Source organism: Curtobacterium sp. VKM Ac-2865, from assembly GCF_015350905.1.
Classification (GTDB): Bacteria; Actinomycetota; Actinomycetes; order Actinomycetales; family Microbacteriaceae; genus Curtobacterium.
The window spans coordinates 357478-373542 of record NZ_JADKRZ010000003.1 but is presented as its reverse complement, the minus strand read 5'-3'; the positions used below and the strand labels follow the sequence as shown (position 1 = coordinate 373542).

Sequence of the window (16065 nt, the reverse complement as noted above, 5' to 3'; positions counted from 1 at the left end):
GGATCGGATCAGGTGCGCTTCCGCCGCTCGCGCACACGCATGTTCACGGTGATCGGCGTGCCAGCGAAGCCCCAGACCTCGCGCAGGCGCCGCGTGATGAAGCGGCGGTACTGCGGGTCGAGGAACTGGGTCGTGAAGAGCACGAACGTCGGCGGCTGGCTCGCGGCCTGCGTGCCGAACAGGATCCGCGGCTGACGCCCACCACGGACGGGGTGCGGGTGCTCCTGCACGAGCTCGGCGATGAAGGCGTTGACCTTGCCGGTCGGGATGCGGGTGTCCCACGACTCGAGGGCGGTCTCGAGTGCCGGGACGAGCCGCTCGAGGTGACGACCGGTGCGCGCGGAGATGTTGACGCGCGGAGCCCACGACACGTGTGCGAGGTCCTGCTCGATCTCGCGCTCGAGGTAGCGGCGGCGCTCGTCGTCGAGGAGGTCCCACTTGTTGTAGGCCAGGACGAGGGCGCGACCGGACTCGAGGACCAGGTCGATGATGCGGAGGTCCTGCACGGAGACGGGCTCGGTGACGTCGAGGACGACGACGGCGACCTCGGCCTTCTCGAGCGCGGCCGTGGTGCGGAGCGAGGCGTAGAAGTCGGCGCCCTGCTGCAGGTGCACGCGCTTGCGGATGCCGGCGGTGTCGACGAACCGCCAGACGCGGCCACCGAGTTCCACCTGCTCGTCCACCGGGTCACGGGTGGTGCCGGCCAGCTCGTTCACGACGACCCGCTCTTCACCGGCGGCCTTGTTGAGCAGCGAGCTCTTGCCGACGTTGGGCCGGCCGAGGATCGCGACGCGGCGGGGGCCGCCGAGCTCCTGCTTGGCGACGGCCGAGATCTCCGGCAGCGTCGAGATGATGAGGTCGAGCAGGTCCGCGACGCCACGGCCGTGCAGCGCCGACACGGGGTGCGGCTCGCCGAGCCCGAGGTTCCACAGCTCGAAGGCGTCGAGGTCACGGCGCTCGTCGTCGGACTTGTTCGCCACGACGATGACGGGCTTGTCGGTGCCGCGCAGCATCTTGACGACGTGCTCGTCGGTCGCGGTGATGCCCACGGTCACGTCGACCACGAAGAGGACGGCGTCGGCGAGGTCGATGGCGACCTCGGCCTGGAGCGCCACCGAGGCGTTGATGCCCTTGGCGTCGGGCTCCCACCCGCCGGTGTCGACGAGGGTGAAGCGCCGGTCGTTCCACTCCGCCTTGTAGCTGACGCGGTCGCGCGTGACGCCGGGGACGTCCTGCACGACGGCCTCTCGGCGACCGAGGATGCGGTTCACGAGCGCTGACTTGCCGACGTTCGGGCGGCCGACGATCGCCAGCACGGGCAGTGCGGGCAGGTAGGCGATGCCGTCCGGGCCGAGCTGCGCCGTCTCGAGGAGGGCGACGTCCTCCTCGTCGAGGTCGTAGTCCTCGAGCCCGGCGCGGAGCGCGGTCGACCGCTGCTCGGCCTCGGACTCGTCGAGGCTCGCGAGTCGCTCGCCCAGCGACTCGTCGTACTCCGGGAAGTCGTCGTGCTCTGGTCCGTTGTCCGGTTGCGCCATGGTGGGTTCCTTGCCGGCGACCCTGTGGTCGCGTGTCTGTGTCAGTGCCCGGCCGTACGGGCCAGGTCGACGACCGCCTGGACGGTCTGGTCGAAGTCGAGGTCGGTGGAGTCGAGCGTCGTGACGCCGTCCGCGGCGTTCATGAAGTCGACGACCTTCGCGTCGGCGGCGTCTCGTCGGGCGAGTGCTGCCGAGGTGTCGGCGGCCGACTGGGTCGTGACCTCTGCCGAGCGCCGTGCCATCCTAACCTGTTCGTCGGCGGTCAGCAGGATGCGGACCTCGGCGTCGGGCGCGACGACGGTCGTGATGTCGCGGCCCTCGGTGATGATGCCCTGGGCGTCGGTCTTGCGCATCACGGTGCGGAAGAGCTGCACCAGGCGCGCGCGGACCTCGGGGAGCTTGGCGATGTGTGCCACCGCAGCGGTCACGTCGGGGGTGCGGATGGCGTCGGTCACGTCGGTGTCACCGACGCGGACGAAGTAGGCGTCGGGATCGGTGCCGATCGTGTAGTCGAAGGTGTCCCAGCTCGCGAGGACCGCCGCCGGGTCGTCGAGGTCGACCTGCTGCTGCAGTGCGTGCCACGCCAGCGCGCGGTAGGCGGCGCCGGTGTCCTGGTACCCGAAGCCGAGCACCCGGGCAGCGGCGCGGGAGACGCTCGACTTGCCGCTGCCGGCGGGACCGTCCACCGCGATGACGAACTTCGCCACGTAGGCGCCGTCCGCCAGCCCGGCGGGCATCGGGTCGCGGGTCAGACCCGGCTCGCCGCCACCCTGCCCGTCGGTGCCGCCGGTGGGTCCGGTCGCCGGCCCCGGCTGGTCGCCGGGGGTGGGGAGTCCGGTGTCGGGGCCGCTCGGCCCGCCGGTGATCCCGGAGTCGTTGGTGCGTCCGTCGTCGTTCAGGCCCATGCTGCTGCGATCCTCCATCCGCGGCCCTCGAGTTCCTCGATGAGCCGCTGTTCCTGCTCGGGGACGACCGACACCTCGACGATGCCGATCGGTGCGCCCGGTGAGTGCTCGAGGCGCAGGTCCTCGAGGTTGATGCCGATCTCGCCGATGGTCGTCAGGAGATCGGCGATCTGCCCGGGTCGGTCGTCGACGAGGACGACGACCTGGGCGAACCGTCTGGTGGTGCCGTGCTTGCCCGGCAGGCGTTCGACGCCGCGGTTGCCCGACGCCATCGTCTCGGCGATGGTCCGTGGTGCGCCGGGGGCGTCCGGGTCGTCGAGGGCGTCGATCAGCCGGGCGAGCTCGCTCTGCAGGTCGACCAGGACGGGCCGGATGTGCGCTGCGTTCGCCCCGACGATCTGGACCCAGAGCCCGGGGTCGCTCGACGCGACGCGGGTGACGTCGCGGATGCCGCCGCCGGCCAGCCCGAGTGCGGCCTCCGGGGCGTCGCGGAGCCGGGACGCCATCAGCGTGGACACGAGCTGCGGCACGTGGGACATGATCGCGACGGCCTGGTCGTGCGGGCCGGGCTCCATCGGGACCACGGTCGCGCCGAGGTCGAGCGCGAGGTCCTCGACCACTGCGGCACGACGGTAGGTGATGTCGTCGTGGCCGGCGATGACCCAGGGCCGGCCGATGAACAGGTCGGCGCGAGCGGCCGTCGGACCGCTGCGTTCGCGCCCGGCCATGGGGTGGGAGCCGACGTACCGCGAGACGTCCGCACCGGCCGCCCGCAGGCGCTCCAGCGGGACCGACTTGACGCTGGCGACGTCGGTCACCACGGCGTCGGGGTGGGCGAGGAGTTCCCGGGCGACGACCTGCGCCGTGACGTCCGGCGGGACCGCGACGACGACGAGCTCGGGGGCGTCACCGTCAGCGGGGCGACGACCGGCGCCGTAGTCGACGGCGAGCGCCAGGGCGGCCGGGGAGACGTCGTCGAGGATGACCTCGACGCCCTGCTGCCGGAGGCCGAGGCCGATCGACGCGCCGAGCAGACCGGTCCCGACGACCCGGACGGGTCCCCGCAGACGGCGGTCGACCTCGGGGGTCGGGTCGTGCTGGGGCGCCTGGGTCACGCGGCAAGCCTACCGACCGAGGCCGGACGCGCAGCGTCCGGCCTCGGTCGTCGCGACGACGACCGTCGGTCAGTCGGTCGTGTCCTCCTGGGAGGAGTCCGGACCCGAGCGCGCGTTCGCGCCGGCGCTGCGGGCGATGCCGAGCAGGCCGCCGAGCTCGACACCGCTCAGCTCACGCGTCCGACCGCTCGGCAGGGTGCCGAGGTGGAGCGGACCGAACGAGCGTCGGACGAGCTCGAGGACCGGGTGGTCCACGGCGTCGAACATGCGCCGGACGATCCGGTTGCGGCCGGAGTGCAGGGTCAGCTCGAGGAGGGACTCCCCCCGGGACGACTCGAGCAGGCGCACCTTGTCGGCGGCGATCCGTCCGTCCTCCAGGTCGACGCCGTCGAGCAGCTGCTGCACCGTCGCCGGGTTCACGTTGCCCGCGACCTTCGCGACGTAGGTCTTCGCGACACCGAAGGACGGATGCGCGAGCACGTGGGCCAGTGCGCCGTCGTTCGTCAGCAGCAGCAGGCCAGCGGTCTCGGCGTCGAGACGCCCGACGTTGAACAGGCGTTCCTCGTACTTGTCGACGTACTGCGACAGGTCCGGGCGGCCGCGCTCGTCGAGCATGCTCGACACGACGCCCGTCGGCTTGTTCAGCAGGACGTACCGCCGTGAGGTGTCGATCTGCACGGGGACGCCGTCCACCGTGATCTCGTCCTTCTCGGCGTCCACACGACGACCGAGCGCCTCGACGACCTCGCCGTTGACCGAGACCCGGCCCTCGGCGATCAGGTTCTCGGCGACGCGACGGGACGCGACACCCGCGGCGGCGATGACCTTCTGCAGGCGCTCGCCCTCGGGCTGCAGCTCCTCGGGGGCAGCAGCGGCACCGTCGGCGTCCCACTCGGGGATGATCGGGCGTTCTGGCGTGCCCTCGAGCGGCGCGCCGTGGTCGTCGCGCTGGCCCGCGGGGCGCGGGGTCGTCGCCTTGTTGCGGACGGTGGCCGTCCCGCCGACGTAGCGGCGTCCGTTGTGCCAGACACGGCTGGCGTCGCCGCCCTCCCGTGCACCACCGCGACGGTCGTCACGGCGGTCGCGGTCCTCGCGGCGGTCGCGCTGGTCCTTGTCCGACGAGCTCCACCGCGGGCGCTCGGTCCGTCGGTCACCGGTCGACGCCGGACGGCGGTTCCCCGAAGGGGCTCCGCGGTCGTCACGACGGGGAGCGCCACGGTCGTCCTGACGCGGACGGTACCCACGGTCGTCGTCGCGACGGGCGGGGCCGCGATCGGCGGCACCACGGTCGTCACGGCGGGGAGCGCCACGGTCGTCCTGACGCGGACGGTACCCGCGGTCGTCATCCCGGCGGGGAGCGCCACGGTCGTCCTGACGCGGACGGTACCCACGGTCGTCATCCCGGCGGGGAGCGCCACGGTCGTCCTGACGCGGACGGTACCCACGGTCGTCATCGCGGCGGGGAGCGCCGCGGTCGTCACGGCGCGGAGCACCACGGTCGTCCTGACGCGGACGGTACCCACGGTCGTCATCGCGGCGCGGAGCGCCACGGTCGTCCTGACGCGGACGGTACCCACGGTCGTCGTCACGGCGCGGAGCGCCACGGTCGTCACGGCGCGGAGCACCACGGTCGTCCTGACGCGGACGGTACCCACGGTCGTCATCGCGACGGGGAGCACCACGGTCATCGCGGCGCGGGCCGCCACGGTCGTCACGACGGGGACCGCCACGGTCGTCGTCCCGACGGACGAAGCCACCGTCACGACGGGCACCACGGTCATCCTCACGACGGACGAAGCCGCCGTCACGACGGGGTGCGCCGCGGTCGTCCCCACGAGGGGCACCACGGTCGTCCCGACGGGGACCCCCGCGGTCGTCCTGACGCGGGCGGTACCCCCGGTCGTCGTCACGGCGTCCCTGCGGGCGGTCGTCGCGACGGCCGTACCCACGGTCGTCGCGCTGCCCACCGCGGTCGTCGCGCTGACCGGGGCCTCGGTCGGGAGCGCCGGAACGGCCGCCGTACCCACCACGGTCCGGAGCGCCACGGTCCGAGCCGTACCCACCGGACCGGCCGGCAGGAGCGCCGGAGCGCCCGCCGTACCCGCCACGGTCCGAGCCACCACGGTCCGAGCCGTACCCTCCGGAGCGCCCGCCGTCGCGACCGGCACCGCCGGAGCGACCAGCACCACCAGCGCGACCCGGTCCGCCTGCGCGGTCCGAGCCTCCTGACCGGTCTGGGCGTCCGCCGGACCGGCCGTCGTCTCGTCCGTCCTCATACGCGGCCATCGGGGATCCCTTCGTTCTGCTCGAAGCCGTCGACGCCGTCCTCCAGGAGGGGCGAGATGAGCGGCAGTTCCTCGAGCGAGTTGATGCCGAGCTGCTGCAGGAGCAGGTCGGATGTGACGTAGTTGATGGCTCCGGTCTCGGAGTCGGTGAACGACTCCTCGATGAGACCGCGGGCCACGAGGGTGCGGACGACGCCGTCGACGTTGACGGCGCGGATCGACGCGATCTGGGAGCGCGTGATGGGCTGCTTGTACGCGACGACGGCGAGCGTCTCGAGCGCGGCCTGTGACAGGCGGGACGGTCGCTCGGCCTCGACGAACTGCTCGACGACGTCGTCCAGGTCCGCTCGGACGTAGAAGCGCCAGCCGCCACCGACCTCGCGGAGTTCGAACCCGCGGCGGACGGTGCCGTCCACACCGTCGAAGTCCGCGACGAGCCGTTCGACGGCCTGGCGGACGACGGGGACGGGCGCGCCGACGGCGGTGCCGAGTGCGACGAGCGACTGGGGTTCGTCGGCGATCATCAGGATGGCCTCGAGCTGACGGTCGACCGCGACGTCGACGGTGCCGTCTGCGGCGGCGGCCACGGCGACGTCCGGCTTCGCTGCCTGCGCCCGCATCGCGTGCTCGATCGCCCGGGCGTCGTCGAACTCGTCCGCCCCACCGGGTTCGGCGCTGGAGACGTCGTGGGCGTCATCCGTCATAGTCGGCTCCAAGATTGGCGAGGCTCTCGTCGGTCCAGTGCTCGGCGGTCCACCGCAGGGTGAGCTCTCCCAGCGGTTCGTCCTGCTCGAAGGTGATCGACGCCGTTCGGTACAGCTCGAGGATCGCGAGGAAACGAGCCACAACGATACCCGCCGTGTCGACCCCGGCGACCAGTTCCCGGAACGCGACGTCCGGATCGCCCGACTCGGCGCGGGTCCGCAGGATCGACACGACGACCGCCGCCTGCTCCCGGATGCTCACGAGCGGGGCGTGCAGGTGGTCGAGTCCGACCGTCGGGATCTCCCGCGGGGCGAAGGCCAGCGTGGCGAGCGCGGCGAAGTCCTGCACGGTCAGGGTCCAGACGAGTTCGGGCGTGCGGGCTCTGAACCGTTCCTCGAGCCGGACGCTCCGCGCGTGCCGACGCGACTCGGTGCCCCAGCGCGCGCCGAACCAGTCAGCGGCCTGCTTGAACGCCCGGTACTGCAGGAGCCGCGCGAAGAGCAGGTCCCGCGCCTCGAGGAGGGCGACGTCCTCGGCGTCCACGAGTTCGCCTTGCGGCAGGAGCCCGGCGATCTTCAGGTCGAGCAGGGTCGCCGCGACGACGAGGAACTCACTCGCCTCGTCGAGTTCGTCGACCGACTCGGCCTGGCGCACGTACGCGATGAACTCGCCGGTGACGACGCCGAGGGCGACCTCGGTGATGTCCAGCTCGTGCTTGGTGATCAACGAGAGCAGGAGGTCGAACGGCCCGTCGAAGTTCCGCAGGCGGACGCGGAACCCGGCGGGAGCGGGGGCGCCAGCGGGACCAGCGGCGCTGGCAGCGGGATCAGGCGACGGCGCCACGCTGGACGAGCTCCCGTGCGAGCTGCCGGTACGAGTGCGCCGCGGCGTGGTCCGGCGCGGTCTGCGTGATGGGGCGCGCCGACACGGTGGCGTCGGGGAACTTCACGGTGCGGGAGATGACGGTGTCGAGCACGCGGTCGTCGAAGGTGTCGACGACGCGCTCCATGACCTCGCGGGAGTGCAGCGTGCGCGAGTCGTACATCGTGGCGAGGATGCCGTCGAGCTGCAGGGCGGGGTTCAGGCGGTCGCGCACCTTGTCGATCGTCTCGATGAGCAGGGCGACACCGCGCAGGGCGAAGAACTCGCACTCGAGCGGGATGAGCACCCCGTGCGCGGCGGTGAGCGCGTTCACGGTGAGGAGCCCGAGCGACGGCTGGCAGTCGACGAGGATCACGTCGTAGTCGCCGGCGACCTTGCGCAGGACGCTGGCGAGGATCTGCTCGCGGGCGACCTCGTTCACCAGGTGGACCTCGGCGGCCGACAGGTCGATGTTCGCCGGGATGACGTCGAGGTACGGGGTGTTCGTCGGCTGGATGACCTGGTTCGGGTCCTTGATCGAGCCCATCAGCAGGTCGTAGACCGTGGGGATGTCGTGGGTGCGCACGCCGAGGCCGGCGGACAGCGCGCCCTGCGGGTCGAAGTCGACGGCGAGGACCTTGCGGCCGTACTCCGCGAGCGCGGCGCCGAGGTTGATCGTCGTGGTGGTCTTGCCCACGCCGCCCTTCTGGTTGCACAGGGCGATGATGCGGGCCGGGCCGTGACCGTCGAGCTCCTCGGGGATGGGGAACGCCCGAACGGGCCGGCCGGTCGGACCGTAGGTGGTCTCGCCGGTGCCGGACTGGGTCGTCGGGTTGGTGCTCACCTGGTCATCATACCGGCGCACCACGCCGACACCGGGCCCGCACCGCCGTGCCGCGGCTGGTCGACACCGGGCTCGCACTGGCCGTGCGGCCGCACGGGCCAGCCGCGGCTCAGGCTGGCCGCAGCGCCACCCGCATACTGTCCACCCGCTCCGCGATGACGGCGTCGGCGGTCCACCGCTGCTGCAGCCGCCCCACGAGCGCACCGACCTGCTCGCGGTCGAGCCCCGGGTGCAGCGCGAGCCCGACGGTCAGCTCCGGCCCGGCGAAGCGCCCGAGCGGGTCCCCCGCCGAGAGCTCGACCCGTGCCACGGCCGGCTCCCCCGTGACCGAGTCCGCGAAGGCCTGGCCGACGGCGGGGTCCTCGAAGCACGGCGTCCAGGGGAGGTCCTGTCCGATCGCCCAGACCGCGGGGCGACGGAGCACGTACTCGCTCGTCGACGTCGGGTCGAGCACGACGAGCTGGGTGTCCTCGCTCGCGGCGGCCATCGCCACGCGGCGGGACTCGACGGGGATCGGCCGGGCGGTCGCGTCCCAGGCCTGCATCGCCTGGACCGACGTGAACGCCGGCATCACCGTGCGCCCGTCCGGTCCGGCGACCGTCACGATGGACAGCTCCTGCGTCTTGTCGACGAGCCGGCCGTCGGGGGTCTCCCCGACCTCGCCAGCCTCGGCGACGAGCGGGATGAGCAGGCGGGCGGAGCCGAGTGCCGATACCACTGCGGCTTGCGATCCACCATCCTCCAGGCCGGCGATCGCGGCCAGGACCGCCGGGTCGGCCAGGCCGTCGTCGTCGGCGAAGGCGTCGTCGTGGCTGTCGAAGGTGCGTCCGGCCCACGGGAAGCCCGCGGAGTCCGCCGGCGCGTGCCCGTGGTCGTGCGCGTCCTCGGGTGCGCCGCCGCGGCCGTTCGAGATGCCGGCCACGACTACTCCGAGGCGATGTCGAGCGCGGCGGGCAGCGTGAACGCGCCGGAGTAGAGCGCCTTGCCGATGATCGCGCCCTCCAGGCCGTGGGGCACGAGCTCCCGCAGGGCGACGAGGTCGTCGAGCGTCGAGATGCCGCCGGACGCCACGACGGGCTGGTCGGTCCGGTCGCACACCTGGCGCAGCAGCTCGAGGTTGGGTCCCTGCAGGGTGCCGTCCTTCGTGACGTCGGTCACGACGTAGCGCGCGCAGCCCGCCTCCTCCAACCGGTCGAGGACCTCCCACAGGTCGCCGCCCTCCTTGGTCCAGCCCCGGCCGGACAGCGTCGTCCCACGGACGTCGAGCCCGACGGCGACCTGGTCGCCGTACTCACCGATGACGCGGGCAGCCCATTCCGGGTTCTCCAGGGCAGCCGTACCGAGGTTCACCCGGGCGGCACCGGTCGCGAGCGCTGCCCGCAGCGAGGCGTCGTCGCGGATGCCGCCCGACAGCTCGACCTGCACGCCCTCGACCTCGTGGATGGCCTTCGCGATCACCCGGCGGTTGTCGCCACGGCCGAACGCGGCGTCGAGGTCGACGAGGTGGATCCACTCCGCACCCTGGTCGCGCCAGGTGCGGGCGGCGGCCACCGGGTCGCCGTAGCCGGTCTCACTGCCGGCCTCGCCCTGGGTCAGACGGACGGCCTGCCCGTCGACGACGTCGACGGCGGGCAGCAGGACGAGGGGCGGGGTCGAGGTCAGCTCGGTCATGGTCCTGTCGGTTTCGTCGTTGATGGATCTCGGGCCGGTCGGAGGATGCGAGCGGCTCCGGCACGTGGTCGCGCAGCACCGGCCGGGAGGCTCGGCGCAGGTCCGCCCCGAGCGTCGCCGCCGCCGCGGCGCGGGTCAGAGCGAGTCGACCCAGTTGCGCAGCAGGCGGATGCCCGGTTCCCCCGACTTCTCGGGGTGGAACTGCGTGGCGGTGAGCGGGCCGTTCTCCACGGCGGCGATGAAGCGCTGCCCGTGCTCTGCCCAGGTGAGCTTGGGCGCACGGAACGGGCCGTAGGCCTCGAGCGGGAAGTCGGTGACGCCGAACGAGTGCACGAAGTAGAACCGCTCGTCGTGCAGGCCGTCGAACAGCACGGAGTCGGTGGGAGCGTCGACGGTGTTCCAGCCCATGTGCGGCAGCACCTCGGCCTGCAGCTGGTCGACGGTGCCGGGCCACTGCGCGAGGCCCTCGACGTCGGCGCCCCGCTCGACCCCGCGCGAGAACAGCACCTGCATGCCCACGCAGATCCCGAGGACCGGGCGGCCACCGGCGAGACGGTGGTCGACGACCTCGCCGCCCTGCACGCTCTCGAGCTGGTCGATCACCGCGCCGAACGCGCCCACGCCGGGGACCAGGAGCCCGTCGGCCTCGAGCGCCGCGCGCTTGTCGGAGGTCAGCGTCACGTCCGCACCGGCACGCTCCAGGGCCTTCGCCGCGGAGTGCACGTTGCCGGAGCCGTAGTCGAGGACGACGACGTTCTTGCCGCTCACAGTGCGCCCTTCGTCGAGGGGATGCCGTCGACGCGCGGGTCGAGCTCGACCGCGCGGCGCATGGCCCGGGCGAACGCCTTGAACTCGGCTTCGGCGATGTGGTGGGGGTCGCGTCCGCCCAGCACCCGGACGTGCACGGTGATGCCGGCGTTGACGGTGATCGCCTCGAACACGTGGCGCACCATCGACCCGGTGAAGTGGCCACCGATGCGGTGGAACTCGAAGCCCTCGGGCTCCCCGGAGTGCACGAGGTACGGCCGACCGGACACGTCGACGACGGCCTGGGCGAGCGCCTCGTCGAGCGGGACGAGGGCGTCGCCGTAGCGGCCGATGCCGGCGCGGTCGCCGAGGGCCTGCTTGAGCGCCTGGCCCAGCACGATGCCGGTGTCCTCGACCGTGTGGTGCACGTCGATGTCGGTGTCGCCGGTGGACCGCACCCGCAGGTCGATCAGCGAGTGCTTGCTGAACGCGGTGAGCATGTGGTCGAAGAACGGCACGCTCGTGCTGATGTCGGAGGTGCCGGTGCCGTCGAGGTCGAGCGACAGGGACACGCTCGACTCGCTCGTCGAACGGGTGATCTCGGCGGTGCGGGCGGTCATGCTCCAACCCTAACCGGCGGCTGTTCGGCGGCGACCCGGCGCATGGCGTCCAGGAACGCGGTGGTCTCCTCCGCCGTCCCCGCGCTCACCCGGAGGTGGTTCGGGATGCCGAGGTCGCGGATGATGACGTCCTGGTCGAGCAGCGACTCGAACGCAGCCTGCGGGTCGGCCACGCCGCCGAACAGGACGAAGTTCGACCACGTCTCGTGCGGCGTGTAGCCCATCGCGCGCAGCTCGGTCACCATGCGGTCCCGCTGCCCGCGGATGTCGTCGACCATCGCGAGCATCTCGGGCGCGTGCCGGAGCGCAGCCACCGCTGCCGCCTGGGTCAGCGCCGACAGGTGGTAGGGCAGACGCACCAGGCGCAGGGCGTCGACCACGGCCGGGTGCGCCGCGAGGTACCCGACGCGGGCTCCGGCGAAGGCGAAGGCCTTGCTCATGGTGCGGGAGACCACGAGGCGCTCGCGTCCGGGCAGCAGGGTGAGCGCCGTCGGCTGTCCCACCGGCATGAACTCGGCGTAGGCCTCGTCCACCATCACGATGCCGTCGGTGGCGTCGTAGACGGCCTCGATCGTCGCGAGGTCGAGGGGCGTGCCGGTGGGGTTGTTCGGCCCGCACAGGAAGACGATGTCGGGCTGGTGCTCGCGCACGGCAGCCGTCGCGGTCTCCGGGGAGATCCGGAACTCAGCGTCCCGTTCCGCGGGGATCCAGCGTGTGCCGGTGCCCGAGGCGATGATCGAGTGCATCGAGTAGGTGGGCGGGAACCCGAGGACCGAGCGGCCCGGACCGCCGAAGGCCTGCATGAGCTGCTGGATGACCTCGTTCGAGCCGTTCGCGGCCCAGATCTGCTCCGCGTCGAGACCGTGTCCGAGGTACCCGGCGAGGGACTCACGCAGTTCGGTGAACTCCCGGTCCGGGTAGCGGTTCACCGTGCCGAGCGCCCGGCGGACCGACTCGACGATGTCGTCGGCGACGTCCTGCGGGACGGGATGCGTGTTCTCGTTGACGTTGAGCTGCACGCGCACGTGCTTCTGCGGAGCGCCGTAGGGGCTCTGACCGCGGAGGTCGTCTCGGATCGGGAGGTCTTCGAGCGTGAATGCCACCGATCCATCGTAGAGCGGTCGGGCGGCTCAGCGCCCGGCCGTCTGGACGGACTACTTCGTGTCGGCGTACTTCGCGGGGATCGCGAGCTGCTCGCCGGCCTGCACGCCGGAGCCGTCGAGCGCGTTGAGGCTCACGACGTCCTGCACGAAGTCACGCGGGTCGGCGTTCGGGGCAGTCTCTTCGGCCAGCTGCCACAGGGTCTCCCCCGGCTGGACCGTGACGGTCTGGAAGTGCACGTCCGCGGAGGTGTTGCCGGCCGAGGCCTGCCCACCGTTCAACGCGAAGACCGCGACACCGACCAGCACCGGCAGCGCTGCCAGCGTGGTGAAGACCATGCGCCCACGACGGGTGAGGCGCAGCCGTGAACGAACGACCGTGCCGTGCATGCCAGCGAGGCCGCTGCCGCTGATCGTGCTGCCGTTGATGACGCCGATGGTGCTCATGTCGTTGTGCCTTCCTGCTCGGGAGAACCGAAGCCCTGTACCGAACATACGTTCGAACGGTGCGACGCACAAGTCCCCTGGGGCAGATCGGGGCCGTTTTTTCGTGCGACACGCTCGAACAGGTGTTTGTCCGGCAGAGTGCGGTCGGATACTGTTTCGACTGACTTGGACAAGTCTCACGGGGACCACCGACATTCCTGGGACGGCCATCCACGGTCCGACGAGAAGGCGAGACGACGTGGCGGACGAACTGCGGGTCCAGAAACCGCTGACGGCGAAGCAGCAGGCGATCCTCGACGCGATCCGAGCGTCGATCGCCAGCCGGGGCTACCCGCCGAGCATGCGCGAGATCGGCGACGCCGCGGGGCTCTCCTCGCTGTCGAGCGTCTCCCACCAGCTCGGACAGCTCGAACTCGGCGGCTGGATCCGTCGCGACCCGAACCGCCCGCGGGCGCTCGAGGTCCTGGTCGACGAGCCCACGCCCGACGTCGACGGCCCGGACGTCGACGCCACCACGCTCGTGCCCCTGGTCGGCCGCATCGCCGCCGGTGTCCCCATCACCGCCGAGCAGCACGTGGACGAGATCATCCCGCTGCCCCGACAGCTCGTCGGCACGGGCGACCTCTTCATGCTCAAGGTCGTCGGCGAGTCGATGATCGACGCCGCCATCTGCGACGGCGACTGGGTCGTCGTCCGTGCACAGCAGACCGCGGAGAACGGCGACATCGTCGCCGCGATGCTCGACGAGGAAGCGACCGTCAAGGTCTTCCGGCAGCGGGACGGCCACACGTGGCTGCTCCCCCGCAACACCGCGTTCGAGCCCATCCTCGGCGACGCCGCCACGGTGCTCGGCAAGGTCGTGGCGGTCCTCCGCTCACTCTGAGCGCGCTGGTCACCGGACGCAACCCAGAACGGCCAGGAGGCTCGCCCTGCGGACGCAGGTCGGGCCTCCTGGCCGTTCGGCTGGTCTGGGTCAGACGGACGCGACCGGCGCGACCACGTAGGGGTCGAGCTCGGAGACCTGCCGCTGGAAGACGCGGACCCGCAGGCGCGTGCCGTTCTCGACGTAGTCGACGGACTCGACCGATCCCGCGTCGTGCAGGTGCGAGACCAGGTCGCCGCGGTCGTACGGCACCACGACCGTGAGCTCGACGTCGGGCTCGGGGAGCCGGTCCTCGATCGCGCGCAGCAGCTCGGGGATGCCCTCGCCGGTGCGCGCGGAGACGAACACGGCGTCCGGGGCGAGCCCGACGAGCACCATGCGCTGCGTGTCGTCGATGAGGTCGGCCTTGTTGAAGGCGACGATCTCGGGGATGTCACGCGCTCCGACGTCGCCGATGACCTCGCGCACCGTCGCCAGCTGGGCCGCGGGGTCCGGGTGCGACCCGTCGACCACGTGGACGATGACGTCGGCCTCGCCGACCTCTTCGAGCGTGGAGCGGAAGGCCTCGACGAGCTGGTGCGGCAGGTTGCGGACGAAGCCGACCGTGTCGACGAACGTGAACTCGCGGCCCTTGGTGCTCTCGGTCCGGCGGACCGTGGCGTCGAGGGTCGCGAAGAGCTGGTTCTGCACGAGCACGCCCGCGCTGGTCAGGCGGTTCAGCAGCGAGGACTTGCCGGCGTTGGTGTAGCCGGCGATGGCGACGCTCGGCACCTCGTTGCGGTTGCGGTCGGCGCGCTTGGCCTCGCGGGCCGGGGTGAACCCGGCGATCTGCCGACGGAGCTTCGCCATCCGGGTGTGGATCTTCCGACGGTCGAGCTCCATCTTCGTCTCACCGGGACCACGGGAACCCATGCCGGCACCGCCGGAGACCTGTCCGCCGGCCTGCCGGGACATCGACTCACCCCAACCACGGAGACGCGGCAGCAGGTACTCGAGCTGCGCGAGCTCGACCTGCGCCTTGCCCTCGCGGGTGGATGCGTGCTGACTGAAGATGTCGAGGATGACGGCCGTCCGGTCGATGACCTTGACCTTGACCACGTCCTCCAGCGCACGGCGCTGCGACGGTGCGAGCTCGGTGTCGGCGATCACGGTGTCGGCGCCGGTGGCCTTGACGACCATCGCGAGCTCTTCGGCCTTGCCCTTGCCGAGGTACGTCGACGGGTCGGGGTTCGGCCGGCGCTGCAGGAGCCCGTCGAGGACGACGGCGCCCGCGGTCTCGGCGAGGGCGGCGAGCTCGCGCATGGAGTTCTCGGCGTCGGCGGTGTGGCCCTGCGAGTAGACGCCGATGAGGACGACCTGCTCGAGCCGGAGTTGCCGGTACTCGACCTCGGTGACGTCCTCGAGCTCGGTGGAGAGGCCCGCGACGCGACGCAGCGCCGCGCGGTCCTCGCGGTCGTACTGGTCGCCGTCACCGGACCAGCCGTGGTCGTCGACCGATCGGGTCTGGATGGCCTGCGCCGGGGCGAAGATGGACGAGCTGGCTCGCGAGTCGGCGTTGCGCAGCACGCGCTCGACGACGCCGTCGCCTTCAGCTGGGTTGTTGGGTTCCGTCATGCTGTCCACAGGGTACCTCCGGCGCCCTCGGGACACACGGGGTTCCCGGTACGGTTCTTCCATGGCGAACGACCACTACTTCTCGGCCACCCCGGAGAGCCAGGCGCGACCGCGGCAGATCGAGGTCACGCTGGCGGGGCGTTCGCTGTCGCTGACCACCGCCGCCGGGGTCTTCAGCCCGGACGGGCTCGACCGCGGCACCCGGGTGCTGCTGAACGCGGTGCCGGCTCCTGCTGCCGACGGCGCCCTGCTCGACGTCGGCTGCGGCTGGGGGCCGATCGCGATCACCATGGCCCTGCGTTCTCCGGACACGCAGGTGTGGGGCGTCGACGTCAACGAGCGGGTGCTGGACCTCGCGCGGCAGAACGCGGCGACGGCCGGCGCATCGAACGTGTCGATCGCGCTGCCGTCCGAGGTCCCTGCTGACCTGCGCTTCCGCACGATCTGGTCGAACCCGCCGATCCGTGTGGGCAAGGACGAACTCCACGCGATCCTGCTGACCTGGCTCCCCCGGCTCGAGGTCTCGGGCGACGCCTGGCTCGTCGTCTCGAAGGACCTCGGCGGGGACTCCCTGCAGAAGTGGCTGCACGAGGCACTCGGGGCGTCGTACGAGGTCACCCGGGCGACGACGGACAAGGGGTTCCGCGTGCTGCGGGTGCGGCGCACGGCGGAGTAGCGCGGCTGCGGAGCAGCGCGGCTGCGGCTCGCGCGTCGGCTCGGGCGGGCGGCAGCA

Annotated in this window: 17 protein-coding genes; 3 read left to right on the top strand and 14 right to left on the bottom strand. The window is 72.0% G+C overall.

The window, feature by feature from the left end; translation table 11 throughout:
* Positions 1-8: 8 nt before the first annotated feature.
* From der to ITJ54_RS10535, 4 genes are all read right to left on the bottom strand, one after another.
* Positions 9-1535 (bottom strand): ribosome biogenesis GTPase Der, encoded by a 1527-nt coding sequence (gene der / locus ITJ54_RS10550; RefSeq protein WP_194628022.1) that lies wholly within the window; start codon positions 1533-1535, stop codon positions 9-11.
* 41 nt (positions 1536-1576) lie between these two features.
* Complete coding sequence (gene cmk / locus ITJ54_RS10545; protein ID WP_194628164.1) at positions 1577-2272, bottom strand: (d)CMP kinase; 696 nt, start codon at positions 2270-2272, stop codon at positions 1577-1579.
* A 158-nt stretch (positions 2273-2430) separates the two neighbouring features.
* Positions 2431-3555 (bottom strand): prephenate dehydrogenase, encoded by a 1125-nt coding sequence (locus ITJ54_RS10540; RefSeq protein ID WP_323741681.1) that lies wholly within the window; start codon positions 3553-3555, stop codon positions 2431-2433.
* A 69-nt stretch (positions 3556-3624) separates the two neighbouring features.
* Positions 3625-4410 (bottom strand): pseudouridine synthase, encoded by a 786-nt coding sequence (locus ITJ54_RS10535; RefSeq protein ID WP_228509267.1) that lies wholly within the window; start codon positions 4408-4410, stop codon positions 3625-3627.
* Between the two features lie 165 nt (positions 4411-4575).
* On the opposite strand from ITJ54_RS10535, the gene ITJ54_RS10530 reads away from it, so the two are divergent.
* On the top strand, positions 4576-5784 hold the full coding sequence (locus ITJ54_RS10530; protein ID WP_194628178.1) for a hypothetical protein: 1209 nt from the start codon (positions 4576-4578) through the stop codon (positions 5782-5784).
* 43 nt (positions 5785-5827) lie between these two features.
* Here the strand turns inward: ITJ54_RS10530 and scpB are convergent, their stop codons facing one another.
* From scpB to ITJ54_RS10485, 9 genes are all read right to left on the bottom strand, one after another.
* Complete coding sequence (gene scpB, locus ITJ54_RS10525; RefSeq protein ID WP_194628021.1) at positions 5828-6544, bottom strand: SMC-Scp complex subunit ScpB; 717 nt, start codon at positions 6542-6544, stop codon at positions 5828-5830.
* Complete coding sequence (locus ITJ54_RS10520) at positions 6534-7388, bottom strand: segregation and condensation protein A (protein ID WP_194628019.1); 855 nt, start codon at positions 7386-7388, stop codon at positions 6534-6536. Before ITJ54_RS10520 ends, scpB begins: the two co-directional genes overlap by 11 nt.
* Complete coding sequence (locus tag ITJ54_RS10515; RefSeq protein ID WP_071271005.1) at positions 7372-8250, bottom strand: ParA family protein; 879 nt, start codon at positions 8248-8250, stop codon at positions 7372-7374. The genes ITJ54_RS10520 and ITJ54_RS10515 overlap by 17 nt, the downstream gene beginning before the upstream one ends.
* 109 nt (positions 8251-8359) lie before the next feature.
* Positions 8360-9172, bottom strand: coding sequence for an SseB family protein (locus tag ITJ54_RS10510; RefSeq protein ID WP_194628017.1), 813 nt, complete (start codon positions 9170-9172; stop codon positions 8360-8362).
* A 2-nt stretch (positions 9173-9174) separates the two neighbouring features.
* Positions 9175-9921, bottom strand: a complete 747-nt coding sequence (gene priA, locus ITJ54_RS10505; protein ID WP_071270858.1) for a bifunctional 1-(5-phosphoribosyl)-5-((5-phosphoribosylamino)methylideneamino)imidazole-4-carboxamide isomerase/phosphoribosylanthranilate isomerase PriA — start codon at positions 9919-9921, stop codon at positions 9175-9177.
* Between the two features lie 135 nt (positions 9922-10056).
* Complete coding sequence (gene hisH, locus ITJ54_RS10500; protein WP_194628015.1) at positions 10057-10689, bottom strand: imidazole glycerol phosphate synthase subunit HisH; 633 nt, start codon at positions 10687-10689, stop codon at positions 10057-10059.
* Positions 10686-11288, bottom strand: coding sequence for an imidazoleglycerol-phosphate dehydratase HisB (gene hisB, locus ITJ54_RS10495; protein WP_194628013.1), 603 nt, complete (start codon positions 11286-11288; stop codon positions 10686-10688). The genes hisH and hisB overlap by 4 nt, the downstream gene beginning before the upstream one ends.
* Positions 11285-12391, bottom strand: a complete 1107-nt coding sequence (locus tag ITJ54_RS10490; RefSeq protein ID WP_194628011.1) for a histidinol-phosphate transaminase — start codon at positions 12389-12391, stop codon at positions 11285-11287. Before ITJ54_RS10490 ends, hisB begins: the two co-directional genes overlap by 4 nt.
* A 51-nt stretch (positions 12392-12442) precedes the next feature.
* Positions 12443-12835, bottom strand: a complete 393-nt coding sequence (locus ITJ54_RS10485) for a LysM peptidoglycan-binding domain-containing protein (protein WP_228509085.1) — start codon at positions 12833-12835, stop codon at positions 12443-12445.
* 238 nt (positions 12836-13073) lie between these two features.
* Here ITJ54_RS10485 and lexA point away from each other — a divergent pair, with 238 nt between their 5' ends.
* On the top strand, positions 13074-13718 hold the full coding sequence (gene lexA / locus ITJ54_RS10480; RefSeq protein ID WP_194628009.1) for a transcriptional repressor LexA: 645 nt from the start codon (positions 13074-13076) through the stop codon (positions 13716-13718).
* A 90-nt stretch (positions 13719-13808) separates the two neighbouring features.
* On the opposite strand, the gene hflX is transcribed toward lexA, so the two are convergent.
* Positions 13809-15332 (bottom strand): GTPase HflX, encoded by a 1524-nt coding sequence (hflX, locus tag ITJ54_RS10475; protein ID WP_194628007.1) that lies wholly within the window; start codon positions 15330-15332, stop codon positions 13809-13811.
* A 61-nt stretch (positions 15333-15393) separates the two neighbouring features.
* On the opposite strand from hflX, the gene ITJ54_RS10470 reads away from it, so the two are divergent.
* The gene (locus ITJ54_RS10470) at positions 15394-16008 is read left to right on the top strand and encodes a class I SAM-dependent methyltransferase (protein ID WP_194628005.1); all 615 of its coding nucleotides are present in this window, start codon (positions 15394-15396) and stop codon (positions 16006-16008) included.
* The last annotated feature ends 57 nt before the right edge of the window (positions 16009-16065 follow it).

What these genes read in the sequence shown, in the direction of transcription:
- der (WP_194628022.1), bottom strand. Translation starts at nt 1,535, where the DNA reads ATGGCGCAACCGGACAACGGACCAGAGCACGACGACTTCCCGGAGTAC.
- cmk (WP_194628164.1), bottom strand. Translation starts at nt 2,272, where the DNA reads ATGCCCGCCGGGCTGGCGGACGGCGCCTACGTGGCGAAGTTCGTCATC.
- ITJ54_RS10485 (WP_228509085.1), bottom strand. Translation starts at nt 12,835, where the DNA reads ATGAGCACCATCGGCGTCATCAACGGCAGCACGATCAGCGGCAGCGGC.
- scpB (WP_194628021.1), bottom strand. Translation starts at nt 6,544, where the DNA reads ATGACGGATGACGCCCACGACGTCTCCAGCGCCGAACCCGGTGGGGCG.
- priA (WP_071270858.1), bottom strand. Translation starts at nt 9,921, where the DNA reads ATGACCGAGCTGACCTCGACCCCGCCCCTCGTCCTGCTGCCCGCCGTC.
- hisB (WP_194628013.1), bottom strand. Translation starts at nt 11,288, where the DNA reads ATGACCGCCCGCACCGCCGAGATCACCCGTTCGACGAGCGAGTCGAGC.
- hflX (WP_194628007.1), bottom strand. Translation starts at nt 15,332, where the DNA reads ATGACGGAACCCAACAACCCAGCTGAAGGCGACGGCGTCGTCGAGCGC.
- ITJ54_RS10470 (WP_194628005.1), top strand. Translation starts at nt 15,394, where the DNA reads ATGGCGAACGACCACTACTTCTCGGCCACCCCGGAGAGCCAGGCGCGA.